Genomic DNA, 18,803 nt, shown 5'->3' on the forward strand with positions numbered 1-18,803 from the left:
GGGGTATAAAAACAAAAAGCCCGGCATATAGCCGAGCTTTGAACCACAATTCCAGTCGTAAAACTGGGAGCGTGTACTTTTTCGTAAAGAAAAATTAACGCTTAGAGAATTGAGGTTTACGACGTGCTTTACGTAGACCAACTTTCTTACGTTCAACGCAACGAGCGTCACGAGTAACGTAGCCAGCTGCACGTAGAGCAGGACGTAGAGTTTCATCGTACTCCATAAGAGCGCGAGTGATACCGTGGCGGATTGCGCCAGCTTGACCAGAAATACCACCACCAGAAACAGTGATGTAAAGGTCAAGTTTCTCAGTTAGTTCAACTAGCTCAAGAGGTTGCTTAACAACCATACGAGAAGTTGGACGACCGAAGTAAACATCAAGGCTACGCTTGTTGATTACGATCTCACCAGAGCCTGGTTTGATGAAAACACGAGCTGCTGAGCTTTTGCGACGACCAGTGCCGTAGTATTGATTCTCTGCCATTTTCATAATCCCCTTAGATGTCTAGTACTTGTGGCTGTTGAGCAACATGGTTGTGCTCAGTACCAGCGTACACTTTAAGCTTACGGTACATCGCGCGGCCTAGAGGACCACGTGGAAGCATACCTTTAACTGCTAGTTCTAGAACCATTTCTGGTTTCTTAGCAATTAGCTTTTCAAAAGTGATAGTTTTAAGACCACCTGGGAACTCAGAGTGACGGTAGTAAACCTTACCCTTAGCTTTGTTACCAGTTACAGCAACTTTCTCAGCGTTAACAACGATGATGTAATCACCAGTGTCTACGTGAGGAGTGTATTCTGCTTTGTGCTTGCCGCGTAGGCGAGAAGCGATTTCACTTGCTAGACGGCCAAGAGTTTTGCCTTCAGCGTCTACAACATACCAGTCGCGTTTTACAGTTTCTGGTTTAGCAACGAAAGTTTTCATGCTAATAATTACCTATTTAAAAAATTTACACTTAAGGAATACTCGCGTATTCCCACTGTCTAAGAGTTACCATTCATCACCCCTTCGAGTGTTGGAAAACTCTTGGCATAACGTGATTTTACTCATCGCTAGAGGCCCGCAGTAACGGTAGGTCGCAGGATTATAGAGAAGAGCGAAGAAAAAATCACCTCTTTTTGAACAAAATCACGATTTTTTTAATTCTATTTCTTATTCGAGATAATCAAAGCTAACTTAAGTGTTCTTTTGCCAAATATTCATGACTCTGCATTTCAATTAAACGCGACTGACAACGTTTAAATTCAAACTCTAGCTGACCATGGGTGTATAGCTCTTCTAGCTCCACTTCCGCTGAAATAATCAGTTTCACATTGCGCTCGTAGAACTCATCAACTAATGCAATGAAGCGCCTCGCAGCGTCATCTGAAGTCGCGCCCATTTGCAACACATCCGCCAATAGAACCGTGTGATAAACCCGAGACAACTCAATATAGTCGTTCTGGCTACGAGCCGACTGACAAAGCTGAGCAAAAGTACCATGCAGTACGCCATCACTCGCTTCGACTACATCTAATTGACGGTGATTAACCTCTATCTGCTTAAGCTTCTCTTTATCTTCGCCAACCAGCTGAGCGTAATACTTTTCGAGATTGATATTCGCTTGGCTATCTAGCGGGTAATGGTAAATCTCAGCCTGTTCTAAGGTGCGTAGACGATAATCAATGCCACTATCGACATTAAGGATATAACAGTTGTCTTGAATGAGCTTAATGGCCGGTAAGAAACGCGCTCGCTGTAACCCGTTGCGATACAGATCCGCAGGTGGGATATTAGAGGTCGCAACCAAGATAACGTTTCGAGCAAATAACTCTTGGAACAAGGTTCCTAGGATCATCGCATCGGTGATGTCTGAAACAAAGAATTCGTCGAAACAGATAATGTCCGCTTCTTCCTTCAACTTGTCTGCGACTAAAGGCAATGGATCACTCACATTACCTAGCGCCTTTAGCTCATCATGAACTCGATACATAAAGCGGTGAAAGTGAACACGCATTTTTTTAGTGGTCGGTAAGGCATCGTAGAACGTATCCATTAAGTACGTTTTTCCTCGCCCTACGCCCCCCCAAAAATAGAGACCTTTCGGTGGCTGTGGCAGTTCTGGCTTTTTGCCCAGTAATTTCTGGAAGCGAGTCAGTTGAGGAATGGGCGTATTCATGTAATCTTGAAATTGATGAAAGAGTTCATCTAAAGATTTAACGGCTTGCTCTTGTGCTGGATCTCTTTGAAATCCATGTTCTTTTATATCTTGTTCGTATTTTTTAATGGGATTCATGACGACATTTCCACAATGAAAGCAATATCAGACAACAACTAAAAATGAGCCCAAACAGTACGAGGAATAACGTGATGTGGTGAATAATGCAGCATCAAACTGCTAACTAGCGCACACGCATTTCTCTTTATACTGCGGCTTTCTCATAGTACCATGGAGCCGTATCACGTGTAACTAAGCAGTAACAAACATGTTAAAAAACAATAATAAGGAGCTGTTATGCCTTGGATGTATGCCGTTGCCGGTTTACTAGTCGGAGTTATTTTAGGGGTCGCTATCTCTCGTCTCATGACACCTGAATACAAAAAACAAAAGAACGTACAGAAAGAATTAGATAGCGCAAAGTTTGCCCTTGAGCAGCAGCGACAAGAGCTGGCTGATCACTTTGCGAAATCCGCAGAAATGTTGGACACCTTAGGTAAAGACTACACAAAACTGTACCAACACATGGAAAAAACAAGCTCAGAGCTGATTCCTAACCTGCCAGAGCAAGATAACCCGTTTGTGAAAACAGCCGCTGCCCATTCGGACAAACCACAAGAGAAGTCTTCAGCAAAAGAGGCGACACTTGAGGAACAACCGAAAGATTACGCTAATGGCGCAACCGGTTTATTTACAGAGCAGAAGAAAGAAATCATGGATGCTCCCGATGTTGTAACAGCAAAAGCATCGTAAACATTTAACACTTCTGTGAACTTTACAAAGGTTTTTGAGTCATAACTTTCACTCAGGTCATTTGAAACTTCTCATACTTATTAAACGTATAAGAGGGTTAAGACCTTAACTAGAGAGGAGTTTATGATGAAAAAACCTTTGCTTGCTTTATCAGTACTGACTTTAAGCTTAAGTTCAATCATCACCCCCATTCAAGCAACAGCCGCACTGCCATTAAGTGTGGGTAATGAACAATTACCGAGCCTTGCTCCTATGCTTGAACAAGTGACCCCCGCTGTGGTTAGTATTGCCGTAGAAGGCAAACAGGTACAACGTCAGCAAATCCCTGAACAATTTCAATTCTTTTTTGGTCCCGAACAAACACGAGAGCGTCCATTCCGCGGATTAGGCTCTGGAGTCATCATTGACGCCAAGAAAGGTCATATCGTGACCAATTACCATGTCATTAATGGCGCGGACGATATAAAAGTAAAACTGCATGATGGTCGAGAGTACGATGCTGAGCTTATCGGCGGCGACCAGATGTCTGATATCGCACTGCTAAAATTAGAAGAAGCCAAGAACCTTACCCAGATAAAAGTCGCAGACTCAGACAAACTAAGAGTTGGTGATTTTAGTGTCGCGATCGGTAACCCATTCGGACTTGGGCAAACCGTAACATCCGGTATTGTTTCTGCGCTCGGTCGTAGCGGCCTGAATCTAGAAAACTTTGAAAACTTCATTCAAACCGATGCAGCAATCAACAGCGGCAACTCTGGTGGCGCGCTAGTGAACCTCAACGGTGAGCTAATTGGTATCAACACCGCCATTCTTGGCCCTAACGGAGGTAATGTCGGTATCGGCTTTGCAATCCCTTCTAATATGATGACAAACCTGACAGAACAAATTCTCGATTTCGGTGAAGTAAAACGCGGCATGCTTGGCGTTCAAGGCGGAGAAGTGACCTCCGAATTGGCAGAAGCACTCGGTTATGAATCAAGTAAGGGCGCCTTTGTTAGCCAAATCGTCCCTGACAGCGCAGCAGATAAAGCAGGACTGAAAGCGGGCGATATCATTGTCTCTATTAATGGCAAACGCATTGATACCTTCAGCGAGTTAAGAGCTAAGGTCGCAACACTCGGCGCTGGTAAGCAGATTGAGCTAGGTGTGGTTCGTGACGGTAAGAGCAAAACCTTTGATGTGACGCTTGGTGAATCCACCAATAATAAAACACAGGCTGAGAAGCTCCATGAAGGACTGGCCGGTGCTGAGTTAACCAACACAACAGAGAGTGACTCGGCAACGGGCGTCAAGGTATCGAATGTTGCTCAAGGCTCACCAGCCGAAGCCTATCAACTTCTGAAAGATGACATCATCATCGGAGTAAACCGTCAAACGGTTAAGAACCTTGCTGAGTTTAGAGAGATTCTTGAAAAACAACCTGGTGTACTGGCGCTTAATATCCAGCGAGGCGACCGAACTATCTATCTTGTAATTCGATAGTCTTACGTCAGCGCAATTACAGGGAGGCTCAGTAAGTTTGCTTTAAACTTACTCAGTCTCCCTTTTCTTTAGATCAATCAAAATGCTATGCTTCACTTGTAATCAAGTCAGTCATCCATTGATGGAGGCTTCACACCTTACTTGTTGAAGAGGGAAACATGCTGTCCTTTCTATTTCGTTCTATTTCCCTTGGACTCGTTTCAGCGGCGCTTATTCTTCTCGCATTCCCGAGCTTAAGACCAGCGATTGTTGCTGACGTCACTAGCCCTAAAGTCGATAATATTGGCTCTCTTCAGATTTCATTTAATCAAGCAGTTCGCCGTGCGGCACCTGCAGTGGTTAACATTTATAGCCGTAAATACGCTGAAAGCGATCGCAACAAACTGCTCACTCAAGGTTTGGGCTCTGGGGTGATTGTTAGCGAAAAAGGCTACATCATTACCAACTTCCATGTAGTGGCTCAAGCAGACCAAATAGTTGTGGCACTTCAAGATGGCCGAGTTGCCGCTGCACAATTGGTTGGCTCAGACAAGCGCACCGATATCGCGATACTTAGAGTCAGCGGTGACAACCTACCAGTGATCCCACTCAATCCTAATTACAAAGCCAACGTCGGTGATGTAGTACTGGCTATCGGTAACCCATACAACCTAGGTCAAACAACAACCTTCGGTATCATCTCTGCAACCGGCCGCTCTTCGATCAGTGCTGATGGCCATCAAGCCTTTATCCAGACCGATGCGGCAATCAATGAAGGTAACTCAGGTGGCGCGCTGGTGAACTCACAAGGTGAGCTAGTCGGTATCAATACCGCTTCTTTCCAACAAGCTACCGACATGGAAACCTATGGGATCTCATTTGCTATCCCCTATCCGCTTGCTAATAAAATCATGGAAAAAATCATCGCCGATGGTCGTGTGATTCGTGGCTATATTGGTATCGATGGACAAGACATCAACTCAGTCACCTCACGCATGTTGGGTACTAAGAATATCGGCGGGATCGTTGTGTTGGGGATAGACCCTAATGGTCCGGCTGCCGATGCGGGTTTTGAAGCTCAAGACATTATTGTCAGTATCAACGATAACCAAGTAAATGGTCGCCAGAGTGTAATGGATATCGTTACCGACCTGCGACCGGGTACAGTTATCGATGTGGGTATATTGCGCCAAGGTGAAAGCAAAACCTTAAAGGTGACCATCGCCGAAGATACTCGCCTGTAGAGCAAACTCTGTAAGCAGTGATTCAAGCTGCTAATACACAAGTACAAAAAACCCAGCTCATAGGCTGGGTTTTCTTTTATCTAAAGATTGTTTCAAGTATCTCTACGATTCACTTTGCTCTTCGATATCGATGCGAGTCACTCGCTGTAGTCCTCTAGGCAGTAGACCACCACGACGACCACGTTCACCACGGAAGTTTTCAAGATCCGCAGGTTTCAAACCAAGCTTACGTTTACCGGCGTAGATAGTCAGCGTCGCATTCTCTGGGATAGCCATAAGATGCGAGACAAACTCTTCACGCTCTTTTGCTTTCGCAGAAGGAATGTTGATGATCTTGTTACCCTTACCTTTACTCAACTGAGGTAGGTCTTTAATCGGGAACAACAACATGCGGCCTTGATTAGTAATCGCCAGAATCTGGTTACTGTCCAAGTCAGCAATCGGGCTTGGCAACATCACTTCAGAAGCTTGTGGCAAGTTAACTAACGCTTTACCACTCTTGTTCTTAGACAATAAATCACTGCCTTTACAAACAAAACCGTACCCAGCATCAGAACCCACTAACCATAGCTGCTCATTCTCTCCCATCACCACTTGGCGAATCGAAGTGCCAGGGCTGACGTTCAGGCGGCCTGTAATAGGCTCACCTTGGCTTCGAGCCGACGGTAATGAATGAGACTCAAGGGAGTAACTTCGACCATCACTGCCCAGGAATACCGCTTGTTGGTTACTCTTACCCTTAGCGCTCGCCAAGAATTTATCACCAGATTTGTAGTTCAAGCCTTCAGCATCAACCTCATGCCCTTTAGCATGACGAATCCAACCTTTCTCAGACAACACAACCGTGATTGGTTCGCTTGGTACTAAGTCGCGCTCTGTTAGCGCTTTCGCTTCAGCACGCTCAATCAGAGGCGAACGACGATCATCGCCATATTTATCCGCATCTGCTTGGATTTCTTTCTTGATCAGCGTATTCAAGCGACGCTCTGAACCGAGTAGCTTTTCAAGCTTTTCACGTTCAGCTTCAAGCTCTTCTTGCTCAGCTCGAATCTTAAACTCTTCTAACTTAGCTAAGTTACGAAGTTTAATATCAAGAATCGCATTGGCTTGAATTTCAGAAATGTTGAAACGGCTCATTAGCACAGGACATGGTTCGTCTTCTGTACGAATGATCTCAATCACTTCATCGATATTAAGATAAGCGGCAAGCAAACCTTCTAAGATGTGCAAACGTGCTAGTACTTTATCTAAACGGTACTGCAAACGACGGCGAACCGTTGTGCGACGGAACTCAATCCACTCTTTCAGGATTTGAACTAAGCCTTTCACTTGAGGACGGTTATCTAAACCAATCATGTTCAAGTTAACGCGGAAGTTTTTCTCTAGATCTGTAGACGCGAACAAGTGACTCATCAATTGGTCACAGTCGATACGATTTGAACGAGGAACGACAACAATACGCGTTGGGTTCTCGTGATCCGATTCATCACGCAAGTCGTCAACCATTGGCAGCTTCTTAGCGCGCATCTGGTTGGCGATTTGTTCTAGTAACTTCGCACCTGACACTTGATGAGGTAAAGCCGTGATAACAATATCAGAGCCTTCCTTGTGCCAAACCGCGCGCATCTTGATGCTGCCACGTCCAGTACGGTAGATCTTTTCGATGTCCGATTTCGGAGAGATAATCTCAGCTTCTGTCGGGTAATCTGGACCTTGAATGAAACCCATCACATCTGAAAGCTCAGACTTAGGCGTATCAATTAGGTGAATGGCTGCATTAGCGACTTCACGCACGTTGTGTGGTGGAATATCGGTCGCCATACCTACCGCGATACCAGTGATACCGTTAAGCAGGATATGAGGCAGACGGGCAGGCAACATTTGAGGCTCTTTCATGGTGCCATCAAAGTTTGGTTGCCAATCAACAGTACCTTGACCTAGTTCACCTAGAAGAACCTCAGCAAACTTAGATAATTTCGCTTCGGTATAACGCATCGCAGCGAACGATTTCGGGTCATCCGGAGCACCCCAGTTACCTTGACCATCGACCAATGGGTAGCGGTAAGAGAAAGGCTGCGCCATCAATACCATCGCTTCGTAACAAGCAGAGTCACCGTGTGGGTGATACTTACCTAATACGTCACCAACGGTACGTGCTGATTTTTTGTATTTCGATGCAGCCGACAAGCCTAGCTCAGACATCGCGTAGATAATACGACGCTGTACTGGCTTCAAGCCATCACCGATATACGGCAATGCACGATCCATAATCACGTACATTGAGTAATTTAAGTAGGCATCTTCGGTGAACTTGCGCATTGGCAGCTGTTCAACGCCATCATATGTAATTTCGTTAGACATCCATTATACCTCGGCCATATCACCGTTAGTCTGTAGCCATGTACGGCGATCATCTGCACGTTTCTTACCAAGCAGCATGTCCATCATCTCGTTGGTCGCTTCGCTGTCATCAATCGTTAACTGAACAAGGCGACGAGTGTTTGGATCCATGGTGGTTTCACGCAACTGAAGTGGGTTCATTTCACCCAGACCTTTGAATCGTTGCACGTTGATCTTGGCTTTCTTCTGCGATAATCGCTCAAGCACACCGTCTTTCTCTGCGTCATCAAGTGCGTAGAACACTTCTTTACCGCAATCGATACGATACAGAGGAGGCATTGCCACATAGATATGACCCGCTTCAACCAATGCATGGAAATGGCGGGTAAACAATGCACAAAGCAGTGTCGCGATATGAAGACCATCCGAGTCCGCATCGGCAAGGATACAGATCTTACCGTAACGCAGGCCTGATAAATCATCGTTGTCCGGGTCGATACCCAGAGCCACCGAAATGTCGTGCACTTCTTGCGAGGCCAATACTTGGTCTGCTGACACTTCCCATGTATTTAGGATCTTACCGCGAAGTGGCATCACCGCTTGGAACTCACGGTCACGAGCTTGTTTAGCAGAACCACCCGCCGAGTCCCCTTCCACGAAGAAGATTTCGGTACGGCTTAAATCTTGAACTGAACAGTCAGTTAGCTTACCCGGCAGTGCTGGGCCTGAAGCGATTTTCTTACGCACTACCTTTTTGCTTGCGCGCATACGGCGATGGGCATTCGCAATACAAGCTTCTGCTAGCTGTTCTGCCAGTTGTGGCTTTTCGTTCAACCACAGGCTAAACGCATCTTTTACCACACCAGACACAAACGCAGCAGTTTGACGGGAAGACAAGCGCTCTTTTGTTTGACCAGCAAACTGCGGATCTTGCATCTTCACCGAGAGTACGTACGAACAGCGATCGAAGATATCGTCGCCCGTTAACTTAACGCCACGCGGCAGCAAATTACGGAATTCACAGAACTCACGCATTGCATCAAGAAGACCTTGGCGAAGACCGTTTACGTGTGTACCACCTTGTTTAGTCGGTACTAAGTTCACGTAACTTTCGGTGATCATGTCGCCGCCTTCTGGCTGCCAGATGATCGCCCAGTTTGCCATTTCTGTTTCAGCAACGAATTCGCCAACATACGGTTCTTCAGGCAGCAAGGTGTAACCTTTCACGCCTTCGGCAAGATAGTCTTTTAGGCCATCTTCATAGAACCATTTATGCTCTTCACCACCGACTTTGTCGATAAAGGTAATTTCTAAACCTGGGCAAAGCACTGCTTTTGCACGTAGGTTGTTAATCAGACGAAGTGTCGAAAATTTAGGGCTATCGAAGTACTTAGGATCAGGCCAGAAATGTACTGATGTACCGCTGTTACGATGACCACAAGTGCCCGTTACAGTAAGCTCTGTTACTGCATGACCGCCTTCAAGTGCGATCTCGTGAACCTGACCTTCTCGGCGTACGGTCACTTCAACACGTTTTGACAGCGCGTTTACAACCGAGATACCTACACCGTGCAGACCACCAGAGAACTTGTAGTTGTTGTTTGAGAATTTACCGCCAGAGTGGAGCTTAGTTAAAATCAGCTCAACACCTGAGATCCCTTTTTCAGGGTGAATATCGACAGGCATACCACGGCCGTCATCGGTAACTTCTAACGATTGGTCTGCATGAAGTACCACTTTGATCTTCTTAGCGTGTCCCGCTAGTGCTTCATCGACCGAGTTATCAATGACTTCTTGGGCAAGGTGGTTAGGTCTTTCTGTCTCGGTATACATTCCCGGGCGGTGTCGCACAGGATCGAGACCTTCAAGTACCTCGAGGTCTTTTGCATTATATTGTTCAGTCATAATACGGAGTTTACTCAAAAAGTTTGCGTCAGTTCGCTAGCTCCAGTTTCACTAAAGCAGAATCATTACTATGAACCGTCATAGTAGAGCGAACGAGCGAAGTATTGGGGAATATAGTCTGGAAGCTGAGTAATGATGTCAAGCTAGTTCAAAAACTAAGACATCAAACTATGATATTTCACCATTGATAGATGAAATAACAGGCAAACAAGAGAAAATCACTTGGTTGGTGGAACAGATTAAAGATTTAGAAAGGTGATGATTTGTTGTGGGTAGCGTTCAAAATCAACAAAGCTATGATCCCCGCCCTCTTCTACTGTCTGTGTTGCACCTTGGTACTTCTCTACCGCTTGTCGGTAATCCAGAACTTCGTCTTCCGTTTGCTGAAGTAACCAGAAGTCGCTCGGCTTAGCGATAGCCGAAACCTCTAACGCCTTCAGTTCATCAATATGCTTTGTTTCCAGTACATATCGTTCATCTGTGTATGGGTTTACTTGTTCACCTAAATAGTCAGCAAGAAGTTCATACGGCTTCACTGCTGGGTTTACAACCACCGCCTTAAAACCATAGTGACTATTCAGCCATGTTGAAAGATAGCCACCCAGCGAGCTACCGACCAACGCTATTTGATATTGCTCTTTGTATTGCTTCACCAGCTGCTGCAAATGAAGTGCCGCTTGCTGAGGGAAACTCGGCAGTTGAGGAGTTACAACTTTAATATCAGCGCGATGCTCCGCACAGTAATCTGCCATCACATTCGCTTTATGAGAACGTGATGAGCTGTTAAACCCATGAATATAGAGAAGCAGTGATGGCTTAGCGGTTTGCTGATTAGAGCCTGTCATCAATAACCACCTTCATTAGTAACCAGCAGCCTTAAAATCAGGCAAGAACTGCCCATGAGGCAGACGACGAACTTGCGTGCTCACTGTTCCGTCTTGATGTAATTCAATCTCTCTCCAACCCGGAGACAAAGTATCGACCGCGAAGTCATCTGAGTTAGGTTTGAATTGCACACAAGTCGATGGGGTTGCCATGACTTGTACACCATGATGATCTCGGTTCATGTCTTGATGAACATGACCACAAAGTACCGCTTTAACATTGGTGTGCTGTTGAACCACATCCCAAAATTGATCGGCGTCTTTTAGGTTATGTTGATCCAACCATGCGCTGCCAACCAACAATGGATGGTGGTGCAATAGAACCAAGGTATTACGTTCAGGGAACTCCGTCAGCTTCTGTTCTAACAGGTCAAGCTGTTGATCGCTGAGGCGACCATGAGGCACACCAACCACCTGCGAGTCTAGCATCACCATCTGCCAGTTATCGCCTAGCAAGACATGCTCAACACACTGTATTTGTGGTGATGGTAAAACACTGCCCATATTAGGCTTAAAGTCATGGTTCCCTGGCAGCCAATAGCATGGCTTTTCCAAAGGTTGAATCCCTGACTCAAATTTCTGGTACGACTCAGCACTGTGATCTTGAGAGATATCACCGGTTGCTAAAATCGCTTGATAGTCAAAACCCTGACTAACAATGCCATCGACTACAGCACGAAAGCTATCTTGAGTGTTGATGCTTAATAAGCTGCCATTGCTCGGCGCAAATAAATGCGTGTCCGTTAGCTGCACCAGCTTAATAGTGCTCTCATCAAATTTTGAAGTGTGTGATAATTCCAAAATAACAAATCCAGATACGTTACTGTTTAGACTTTAAAAGTGTTGATAAATCGGCTCAATTAAAAGGCAATTGGGGTTCGGCTGATACCAGTTTTTAAACAAAACGTTAACCATTCCCCAAGAAATTTATTCAATTGAAATTTCTCGTCCTTTTGCAGAAGCTTAGTGTTGGGATAGTCATATTTCGCTTTGACTCGCGAAAAATCCCCGCTAGCGCACACTTCTGCAACTCGAGCGTCGTGATATAGCCTGACAGACATTTTTGGCAAAGGAAACACTGGCATCGCGTCACTCTGACATATATCTATTAATGTGGTGTATTTTGTGACCTCATTCACTGTCAATTGATACACCATATTAACGGCTTGGTAACAGCGAACGTCACCAACCTCATGCCCAACAGGTAACAAAGCGTTCAGTTTGGCATAGTTAGTCTCGTAAACTCGCATCAATTCAGCAAGATCAACATGATACGGTTTTTTGACCGCGATATTTGGCATGACGTTAATCTATCCACTCTGACTGTAATTCTTGGTAGTTCAATTGTAGCCACTGTAGCGCAATGATCGTGGCTCCATTTTCAAATACACCATCTTTTACCAACTGATAAGCTGCTTCGCGACTCATCACTTGTACACGAATGTCTTCACCTTCGTAGTCCAATCCGTGTACCCCTTTGGCTGTCGTTGCATCAACACAGCCAACAAAGACGTCGAGCTTTTCAGAGCAACCACCAGATGAAGGGTAATACGAAGTAATAGGCAACACAGACCCGACTTCGACTCCGGCTTCTTCCATCGCCTCACGACGAGCGACATCTTGTGGTGATTCATCGGTATCAATGATCCCAGCAACAATTTCGTATTGCCATGGGTTCTCATGCTCTAGGGCACCGACACGGATCTGTTCAACGATCACCACTTCATCTCGCACAGGGTCATAAGGTAGCAAAGCGGCAGCGTGTCCACGCTCAAACATCTCACGCTCTATTGGTTGGCTCCAGCCGCCCTCAAACAGTCTATGTTTAAATGTGTACTTAACCATTTTGAAAAAACCACGAAACAGCGTCTCTTTTGAGACTATTTCCACATCTTGCGGAGTAAACTCATGTCGTTGATTGTCATACTGTTGCATTTGGTACCTCACTAAGTGATCTTTATAGTTTACTCATTGTCCGAGTTAACTACCAAGGATAAGGTTCAACTTTTTATATAAAATTTATAATTAAAGTTAAGTTTTAAAAAATAAATATTGCACAAGTGGACAGTTAACTGTAAAAAAGTGCAAAGTTTCGAGTAAATTACCACCAAACTGGGTTAAACTCTTCTAAAGAAAATTCCATAAAAGGCAGGAATAGGAAAATGAAAAAACTGCTTCCACTATTTATCAGTGCAGCAATTGGCAGCCTGAGTTCGTCAGCTTTTGCTGATACGCTAGCTGAAGTTTACGACCAAGCAAAACAGAACGATCCACAACTTCTTCGTTCAGCAGCGCAGCGCGATGCCGCTTTTGAAGCAGTAACGTCAAGCCGTAGCTCTTTGTTACCGCAAATTAATCTAACAGCTAACTACGATATTAATCGTGGTGACCGAAGCGATATGAGCAATGATAACAACCAATGGGGTGTTGGCATTGGTTTCAGTCAGGAGCTTTACCAGCGTTCTTCTTGGATCACTCTAGACACGGCAGAGAAAACTGCTCGTCAATCTGATTCAGCTTACGCGGCAGAACAACAAGCCTTGATCCTTCGTGTTGCGACAGCATACTTCGAAGTGCTTCGAGCTCAAGATAACCTAGAGTTTGTTCGTGCAGAGAAAGCAGCGGTTGCTCGTCAACTAGAGCAAACTAAACAGCGTTTTGAAGTAGGTCTTTCAGCAATCACCGATGTGCACGATGCGCAAGCTCAGTACGATGGCGTTTTGGCTGATGAAGTTCTTGCAGAGAACGACCTAACGAATAGCTACGAAGGTCTTCGTGAGATTACAGGTCAGGAACACTCTAACCTAAGCATCCTAGATACTGATCGTTTCTCAGCAAGCAAATCTTCTGAGTCTGCAGTTGCACTTGTTGAACAAGCAGAACAAAAGAACCTTAGCTTATTGGCTGCACGTATCTCTCAAGATGTAGCGAAAGATAATATCTCTCTAGCAAGCTCTGGTCACCTACCAAGCTTAACGTTAGATGGTAGCTACGGTCTTGCAGAACAGACTGACAGCTCTAACAGCTTAAATGACTACGACTCTGACAACCTAAACATCGGTTTGAACTTAGTTGTACCTTTATACACGGGTGGTAGCACAACTTCTTTGACTAAACAGGCTGAATACAACTACGTTGCAGCAAGTGAAGACCTAGAAGCGACTTACCGTAGCGTTGTAAAAGACGTACGTGCATTCAACAACAACATCAGTGCTTCGATCGGTGCTCTACGCGCTTACGAACAGTCTGTAGTGTCTGCTCAGTCTGCTTTAGAAGCAACAGAAGCTGGTTTTGATGTAGGTACTCGTACTATCGTTGACGTACTAGATTCGACTCGTCGTCTATACGATGCGAACAAAAATCTTTCAGATGCTCGTTACAACTACATCCTAAGTGTACTTCAGCTTCGTCAAGCGGTTGGTACGCTAAGCGAACAAGACATTGTTGATGTAAACGCAGGTCTAAAAGTAGCAAGTAAGTAACTCTTAATTACTCAAGTTACCGTTACAAAAATGCCGCTCATTGAGCGGCATTTTTATTATCTATTGAAAGCTAATTCTCAACCTAACTCAAAGTTAAGCCTTGAGACTAGAAAACGAGAAGGCTAACAGTTAGCCTCGACCACCTTTAATCGCTTTAATGATTTCAGTGGTAGAGCAACCATCTTCAAAGTTAAGTACTTTCACTTCACCACCAGCTGCAATCACTTCCGCACCACCAGCGATCTCTTCAGGTTTGTAATCACCACCTTTCACAAGAATGCTTGGCAGTACCTCAGAGATTAAACGTTGAGGGGTATCTTCAGAGAATGGTACAACCCAATCAACTGCACCTAAGCCAGCCAATACCGCCATACGACGATCAGTTGGGTTCACAGGGCGACCTGGGCCTTTCAAGCGTTTCACTGATTCGTCCGTATTCACCGCAACGATCAAACGGTCACCCAGCTCAGCCGCGTGATTCATGTAAGAAACATGACCAGCATGCAGAATATCAAAGCAGCCATTGGTCATCACCACTTTCTCGCCTTTCGCACGAGCACGTTTCACCGCTTCAACCAGTGCCGCTTCAGAGATAACGCCGTAGTCTGTGTCTTGGCTACCGTGAATCGCTTCCGCTAACTCAATCGTAGATAGAGTAGATGTACCAAGCTTACCCACTACCACACCTGCAGCAGCGTTCGCCAGTGCACACGCCTCGTCCAGTGGCTTGCCAGCAGCAACGGAAGCCGCCAGTACCGAGATAACCGTATCGCCCGCACCCGTCACGTCATACACTTCTTTCGCTTGAGTCGGCAAATGGAATGGAGCCTGACCTTTACGAAGCAGCGTCATACCATGTTCACTGCGAGTCACCAGCAATGCTTCAAAGTCGTATTTTTCGATCAAGGCAATGCCCTTCTCGATAAGGTCTTCTTCTGATTTAACTTTACCTGCAACTAGCTCGAACTCCGCCATATTTGGCGTAAGCAAAGTCGCACCACGGTAGCGCTCTAAATCCGCGCCTTTTGGATCGATGAATACTGGAACATTCGCTGCGCGTGCTTTTTGAATGAAGCTCTGTACATGCTCTAATGCACCCTTCGCATAATCTGACAAGATAACCGAACGGACATTTGGCAGTGCTTGCTCCATGCGAGACAGAATAAGCTCTGGATTAGTGTTTTCAAATTTGTCTTCAAAATCAAGACGAATCAACTGCTGACCACGGCTCATCACTCGTAGTTTTGTGATGGTTGGATAGTCTTCTAACTCAACGAAATCACACTTAACCTTTAGTGCGCCCAAAGTGTTTTTTAACACCTCGGCGGGTTCATCTTTACCAGTTAAACCAACAACATGAGCATGACCACCAAGAGAGGCAATGTTCATTGCAACGTTGGCAGCACCACCTGGACGCTCTTCGTTATTTTCTACTTTTACAACGGGTACAGGTGCTTCTGGTGAAATACGGCCAGTTGGACCATACCAGTAACGATCAAGCATGACGTCACCGACAATAAGAACACCTGATTGGCTGTAGTCAGGTAGAATTGGTTTCATTGTTGAGCTCCAAAAATCGAATCTGGCTAGAGTCTAGCACACTGATTACAGTGGCTAAACCTTAGAAAAATGAGTAAAGCCTACCTCGATAGGCACTGTGATAGCTAAGCAAAAGACAAGCTACGCTTCCATCCACTGCTTCCATGCTCGTACCACGTGTTCTCTTTCCATTTCAAACTTATTAATTGCCACATCCGCATCAAGATTGAGTAGATTGCGGTGGTGGATTTCATCTCTTAACGTTGTATAAGCATGGGTTAATGCCATGCCTTGTTGCTCGTCCATAATCCCTTGTGACAGCAGGCTTTCAAAGATTCGTACATTATCACACCAACGAGTAAGCTTTGGCTTCTCATTGCTGTACCGAAGGACTAAATATTGCGCCAAAAATTCGATATCGGTAATACCACCCGCATCTTGTTTGAGCATGAATCGATCGGTTTTTTTGCCGCCTAAATGGCCGCGCATCTTTTCACGCATATCTACAACTGACTTTTTGAGTGTCGCCTCATCACGCGCCAAGCACAGAACCTCATGACGCGTTTTGTTAAATGCCGCAGCCAATAAGTCATCGCCATAAATCATGCGAGCGCGAGTCAAAGCTTGATGCTCCCACGTCCACGCATCATTGTGCTGATACTCATCAAAGGCATCAGTTGGACTAACCAACAAACCAGATGCACCAGAAGGGCGTAGACGAGTGTCGACTTCGTACAGAATGCCAGAAGCGGTTCTGGTCGAGAAAATATGAATAATACGCTGTGCCAACCTCAGATAAAATTGGCGTCCATCGATCTCTTTCTTACCATCAGTATAGATGTGTACCGGGCAGTCCTGCATAAACACAATGTCTAAGTCTGAGTTGTAGCCAAGCTCCCAACCACCGACCTTACCGTAACCAACAACCGCAAAACCGCGACCTTCGCGATCTTTAACATGAGTCGGCTCACCAAACTTGGCCGATACTTGTAACCAAGCTTGATTGACCCCCGCCTCAACAATCGCTTCGGCTAAGTAGGTCAAGTGATCACTGACCTTCATGACAGGTAGAGCACCCGCTATATCCGCGGCTGCAATTCTCAGGATACAGGTCTGCTTAAACTGGCGCAGGCCTTCCATCTGTTGCTCCATATCATCTTCAGGGATACGGGCTAGGTAATCACGCAGCTCTGTTTTATACGACTCCAAAGGCACTGGGTTGTAGAGTTGCTGAGGGTCGATAAGTTCATCTAACAGAATTGGGTAACGACCCAATTGCTCGGAGATCATCGGGCTAGCGGTACATAGGCGTACAAGCTGAGTCAACGCGGCAGGGTGCTCATCTAGTAGTTCAAGGTAAGTGGTACGGGTAACGATTTTATGCAGTAGATGCAGTACTCGAGACAAACCAAACTCGGCATCCTTAGCAGTGTACAGTGCTTGAAACACTTTCGGCATCAATCGATTGAGGACTTCACGACCGCGTGGGCCAAGGGTCTTCTTAGCCAAATCGGCTTTAAATTGAATAATCGTTTTCGCGGCTTCCGGTGGGTTAGCAATCGCAATATCATGCTCCAGAACATGTTCAATCACATCTGGCTTATGGGCCATATCCCACAGTTCACTAAAGTGACTCGCGATCGGGTTGGCGTCATCTTCATCAACCCCAATCAGATCTTCGAACACGGTATGTACATTGGCCATATGAGCACGAGTTGCCTCAATCAAACTATCCCAATCAGTGAATTGCATTGCGACAGCGAGTTGCAACTGTTCGAATTCACCGTCAGGTAAGGTTTGAGTTTGCTTGTCGGCCATTGCTTGCAACAGGTTCTCAAGGCGACGCAAAAACAGATAAGCCTCACGTAAGTGCCCTACCTCTTCTGCCTCTAACAGATGAAGTGATTCAATCGCGCTTAAGGTTTCCAGTAACCCTCGACCACGAAGGCTCGGTTCACGGCCACCACGAATCAATTGGAATACTTGTGCAATGAATTCCACTTCGCGAATCCCACCAGACCCCAGCTTGATGTTGTTTGATAATCCACGACGACGTACTTCGCTGCTTATCATCGACTTCATACGACGCAAAGATTGAATCGCACTGAAATCGATATAACGACGGAATACAAATGGGCGCAGCATCTGGCGGAGCTCTTGGTATTCAGGGTACATTTCGCTGCCCATCACTCGCGCTTTCACCATCGCGTAGCGTTCCCAATCGCGACCTTGCTCTTGGTAGTAATCTTCCAGTGCCGCATAGCTCATCACAAGTGGACCACTCTCACCGAATGGACGTAAACGCATGTCGACTCGATAGCAGAATCCATCGAAGGTTTGCTGATCAAGCGCCTTAATAATACGTTGCCCTAGACGGGTAAAGAACTGCGCATTGGCAATGCTGCGTCTTGCACCTTGGGTTTCGCCATTCTCTGGGTAGGTGAAGATCAGGTCGATGTCAGAAGAGAAGTTAAGCTCTCCGCCCCCTAGTTTGCCCATACCAATGATCAGCATCGGTTGTGCTTCACCTTGCTCATTACAAGGTGTGCCCCACTCTTTACAACAAATATCGTACTGCCATTGATAGGTCTCGAAAATCATTGCCTCAGCCAACATCGATAGATGATTTAGGCTCTGCTCTAGTTCCCACGAACCCATGAAATCACGCCAAGCAATGTAGGTCATTTCTCGATTGCGGAATTGACGCAGCACGCACTGACCGCTCATTTCATCGGTGCAACCAGAAAGTAATTCAGCCAGTCGTTCTCGGTACTCTTCAGCGCGTTCTTCGCATGCCAACATATCAGGTAAGTCACCACATAAAACCGTATCACGCTGCAGGCAATCACCAATAAAACAGCTTAAACCGAGTACACGTTTAAGATCTTCAGTCAGTGGCTCAGACCAAGTATTGATAGCTTCACTTTGATGCTCTAATAATTGCTCAAAAGCAGACTGGGAGTGAGTGATGAGTTGAGAAGGCAATGGCATGT

General features: G+C 45.6%; 15 protein-coding genes. 4 read left to right on the plus strand and 11 right to left on the minus strand.

Features of this window, described 5'->3' with window-relative positions; genetic code table 11:
* Window positions 1–94: 94 nt before the first annotated feature.
* From rpsI to zapE, 3 genes are all read right to left on the minus strand, one after another.
* The gene (gene rpsI, locus MSG38_RS18290; protein ID WP_004740758.1) at window positions 95–487 is read right to left on the minus strand and encodes a 30S ribosomal protein S9; all 393 of its coding nucleotides are present in this window, start codon (window positions 485–487) and stop codon (window positions 95–97) included.
* A gap of 13 nt (window positions 488–500) precedes the next feature.
* Window positions 501–929: a 50S ribosomal protein L13 gene (gene rplM / locus MSG38_RS18295; protein WP_010434689.1), complete on the minus strand. Its 429-nt coding sequence runs from the start codon at window positions 927–929 to the stop codon at window positions 501–503.
* Between the two features lie 247 nt (window positions 930–1,176).
* Window positions 1,177–2,280, minus strand: coding sequence for a cell division protein ZapE (gene zapE, locus MSG38_RS18300; protein WP_248368435.1), 1,104 nt, complete (start codon window positions 2,278–2,280; stop codon window positions 1,177–1,179).
* Between the two features lie 219 nt (window positions 2,281–2,499).
* Between zapE and zapG the strand changes: the two genes are divergently transcribed.
* The 3 genes from zapG (at window position 2,500) to degS (ending at window position 5,660) form a co-directional block, all read left to right on the plus strand.
* Window positions 2,500–2,955 carry a Z-ring associated protein ZapG gene (gene zapG, locus MSG38_RS18305; protein ID WP_019824592.1) on the plus strand — a complete coding sequence of 152 codons (456 nt, stop codon included), beginning with the start codon at window positions 2,500–2,502 and terminating at the stop codon, window positions 2,953–2,955.
* 126 nt (window positions 2,956–3,081) lie between these two features.
* Window positions 3,082–4,437: a Do family serine endopeptidase gene (locus MSG38_RS18310; RefSeq protein WP_048609680.1), complete on the plus strand. Its 1,356-nt coding sequence runs from the start codon at window positions 3,082–3,084 to the stop codon at window positions 4,435–4,437.
* 158 nt (window positions 4,438–4,595) lie between these two features.
* A complete protein-coding gene (gene degS, locus MSG38_RS18315) occupies window positions 4,596–5,660 on the plus strand; it encodes an outer membrane-stress sensor serine endopeptidase DegS (RefSeq protein WP_017061430.1) in 1,065 nt (354 codons plus the stop codon).
* Between the two features lie 102 nt (window positions 5,661–5,762).
* Here the strand turns inward: degS and parC are convergent, their stop codons facing one another.
* The 6 genes from parC to nudF form a co-directional block, all read right to left on the minus strand.
* Window positions 5,763–8,021 carry a DNA topoisomerase IV subunit A gene (parC, locus tag MSG38_RS18320; RefSeq protein WP_248368437.1) on the minus strand — a complete coding sequence of 753 codons (2,259 nt, stop codon included), beginning with the start codon at window positions 8,019–8,021 and terminating at the stop codon, window positions 5,763–5,765.
* A gap of 3 nt (window positions 8,022–8,024) precedes the next feature.
* Entirely contained in the window at window positions 8,025–9,905 is a 1,881-nt protein-coding gene (gene parE, locus MSG38_RS18325) for a DNA topoisomerase IV subunit B (protein WP_017061428.1), read from the minus strand.
* Window positions 9,906–10,144: 239 nt separating this feature from the next.
* On the minus strand, window positions 10,145–10,750 hold the full coding sequence (gene yqiA / locus MSG38_RS18330) for an esterase YqiA (RefSeq protein WP_048614924.1): 606 nt from the start codon (window positions 10,748–10,750) through the stop codon (window positions 10,145–10,147).
* 15 nt (window positions 10,751–10,765) lie between these two features.
* Window positions 10,766–11,590 (minus strand): 3',5'-cyclic-AMP phosphodiesterase, encoded by an 825-nt coding sequence (gene cpdA, locus MSG38_RS18335; protein WP_017061426.1) that lies wholly within the window; start codon window positions 11,588–11,590, stop codon window positions 10,766–10,768.
* Between the two features lie 59 nt (window positions 11,591–11,649).
* Window positions 11,650–12,090, minus strand: a complete 441-nt coding sequence (locus MSG38_RS18340) for a DUF1249 family protein (protein ID WP_008222561.1) — start codon at window positions 12,088–12,090, stop codon at window positions 11,650–11,652.
* Window positions 12,091–12,094: 4 nt separating this feature from the next.
* On the minus strand, window positions 12,095–12,724 hold the full coding sequence (gene nudF / locus MSG38_RS18345) for an ADP-ribose diphosphatase (RefSeq protein ID WP_017061425.1): 630 nt from the start codon (window positions 12,722–12,724) through the stop codon (window positions 12,095–12,097).
* 227 nt (window positions 12,725–12,951) lie between these two features.
* Here nudF and tolC point away from each other — a divergent pair, with 227 nt between their 5' ends.
* Entirely contained in the window at window positions 12,952–14,271 is a 1,320-nt protein-coding gene (gene tolC, locus MSG38_RS18350; RefSeq protein WP_050622282.1) for an outer membrane channel protein TolC, read from the plus strand.
* Window positions 14,272–14,400: 129 nt separating this feature from the next.
* Here the strand turns inward: tolC and hldE are convergent, their stop codons facing one another.
* Entirely contained in the window at window positions 14,401–15,831 is a 1,431-nt protein-coding gene (hldE, locus tag MSG38_RS18355) for a bifunctional D-glycero-beta-D-manno-heptose-7-phosphate kinase/D-glycero-beta-D-manno-heptose 1-phosphate adenylyltransferase HldE (RefSeq protein WP_248402366.1), read from the minus strand.
* 120 nt (window positions 15,832–15,951) lie between these two features.
* Window positions 15,952–18,801 carry a bifunctional [glutamate--ammonia ligase]-adenylyl-L-tyrosine phosphorylase/[glutamate--ammonia-ligase] adenylyltransferase gene (gene glnE / locus MSG38_RS18360; RefSeq protein ID WP_248402367.1) on the minus strand — a complete coding sequence of 950 codons (2,850 nt, stop codon included), beginning with the start codon at window positions 18,799–18,801 and terminating at the stop codon, window positions 15,952–15,954.
* Between the last annotated feature and the right edge of the window lie 2 nt (window positions 18,802–18,803).

This window comes from Vibrio sp. 1CM24A, from assembly GCF_023161725.1.
Taxonomy (GTDB): Bacteria; Pseudomonadota; Gammaproteobacteria; order Enterobacterales; family Vibrionaceae; genus Vibrio; species Vibrio coralliirubri.

Excerpts from the sequence above, each read along its gene's own strand:
- glnE (WP_248402367.1), bottom strand. The coding sequence starts at position 18,801 with ATGCCATTGCCTTCTCAACTCATCACTCACTCCCAGTCTGCTTTTGAG.
- zapG (WP_019824592.1), top strand. The coding sequence starts at position 2,500 with ATGCCTTGGATGTATGCCGTTGCCGGTTTACTAGTCGGAGTTATTTTA.
- zapE (WP_248368435.1), bottom strand. The coding sequence starts at position 2,280 with ATGAATCCCATTAAAAAATACGAACAAGATATAAAAGAACATGGATTT.
- nudF (WP_017061425.1), bottom strand. The coding sequence starts at position 12,724 with ATGCAACAGTATGACAATCAACGACATGAGTTTACTCCGCAAGATGTG.
- parE (WP_017061428.1), bottom strand. The coding sequence starts at position 9,905 with ATGACTGAACAATATAATGCAAAAGACCTCGAGGTACTTGAAGGTCTC.
- degS (WP_017061430.1), top strand. The coding sequence starts at position 4,596 with ATGCTGTCCTTTCTATTTCGTTCTATTTCCCTTGGACTCGTTTCAGCG.
- parC (WP_248368437.1), bottom strand. The coding sequence starts at position 8,021 with ATGTCTAACGAAATTACATATGATGGCGTTGAACAGCTGCCAATGCGC.
- rplM (WP_010434689.1), bottom strand. The coding sequence starts at position 929 with ATGAAAACTTTCGTTGCTAAACCAGAAACTGTAAAACGCGACTGGTAT.
- rpsI (WP_004740758.1), bottom strand. The coding sequence starts at position 487 with ATGGCAGAGAATCAATACTACGGCACTGGTCGTCGCAAAAGCTCAGCA.
- hldE (WP_248402366.1), bottom strand. The coding sequence starts at position 15,831 with ATGAAACCAATTCTACCTGACTACAGCCAATCAGGTGTTCTTATTGTC.
- MSG38_RS18310 (WP_048609680.1), top strand. The coding sequence starts at position 3,082 with ATGAAAAAACCTTTGCTTGCTTTATCAGTACTGACTTTAAGCTTAAGT.
- yqiA (WP_048614924.1), bottom strand. The coding sequence starts at position 10,750 with ATGACAGGCTCTAATCAGCAAACCGCTAAGCCATCACTGCTTCTCTAT.
- MSG38_RS18340 (WP_008222561.1), bottom strand. The coding sequence starts at position 12,090 with ATGCCAAATATCGCGGTCAAAAAACCGTATCATGTTGATCTTGCTGAA.
- tolC (WP_050622282.1), top strand. The coding sequence starts at position 12,952 with ATGAAAAAACTGCTTCCACTATTTATCAGTGCAGCAATTGGCAGCCTG.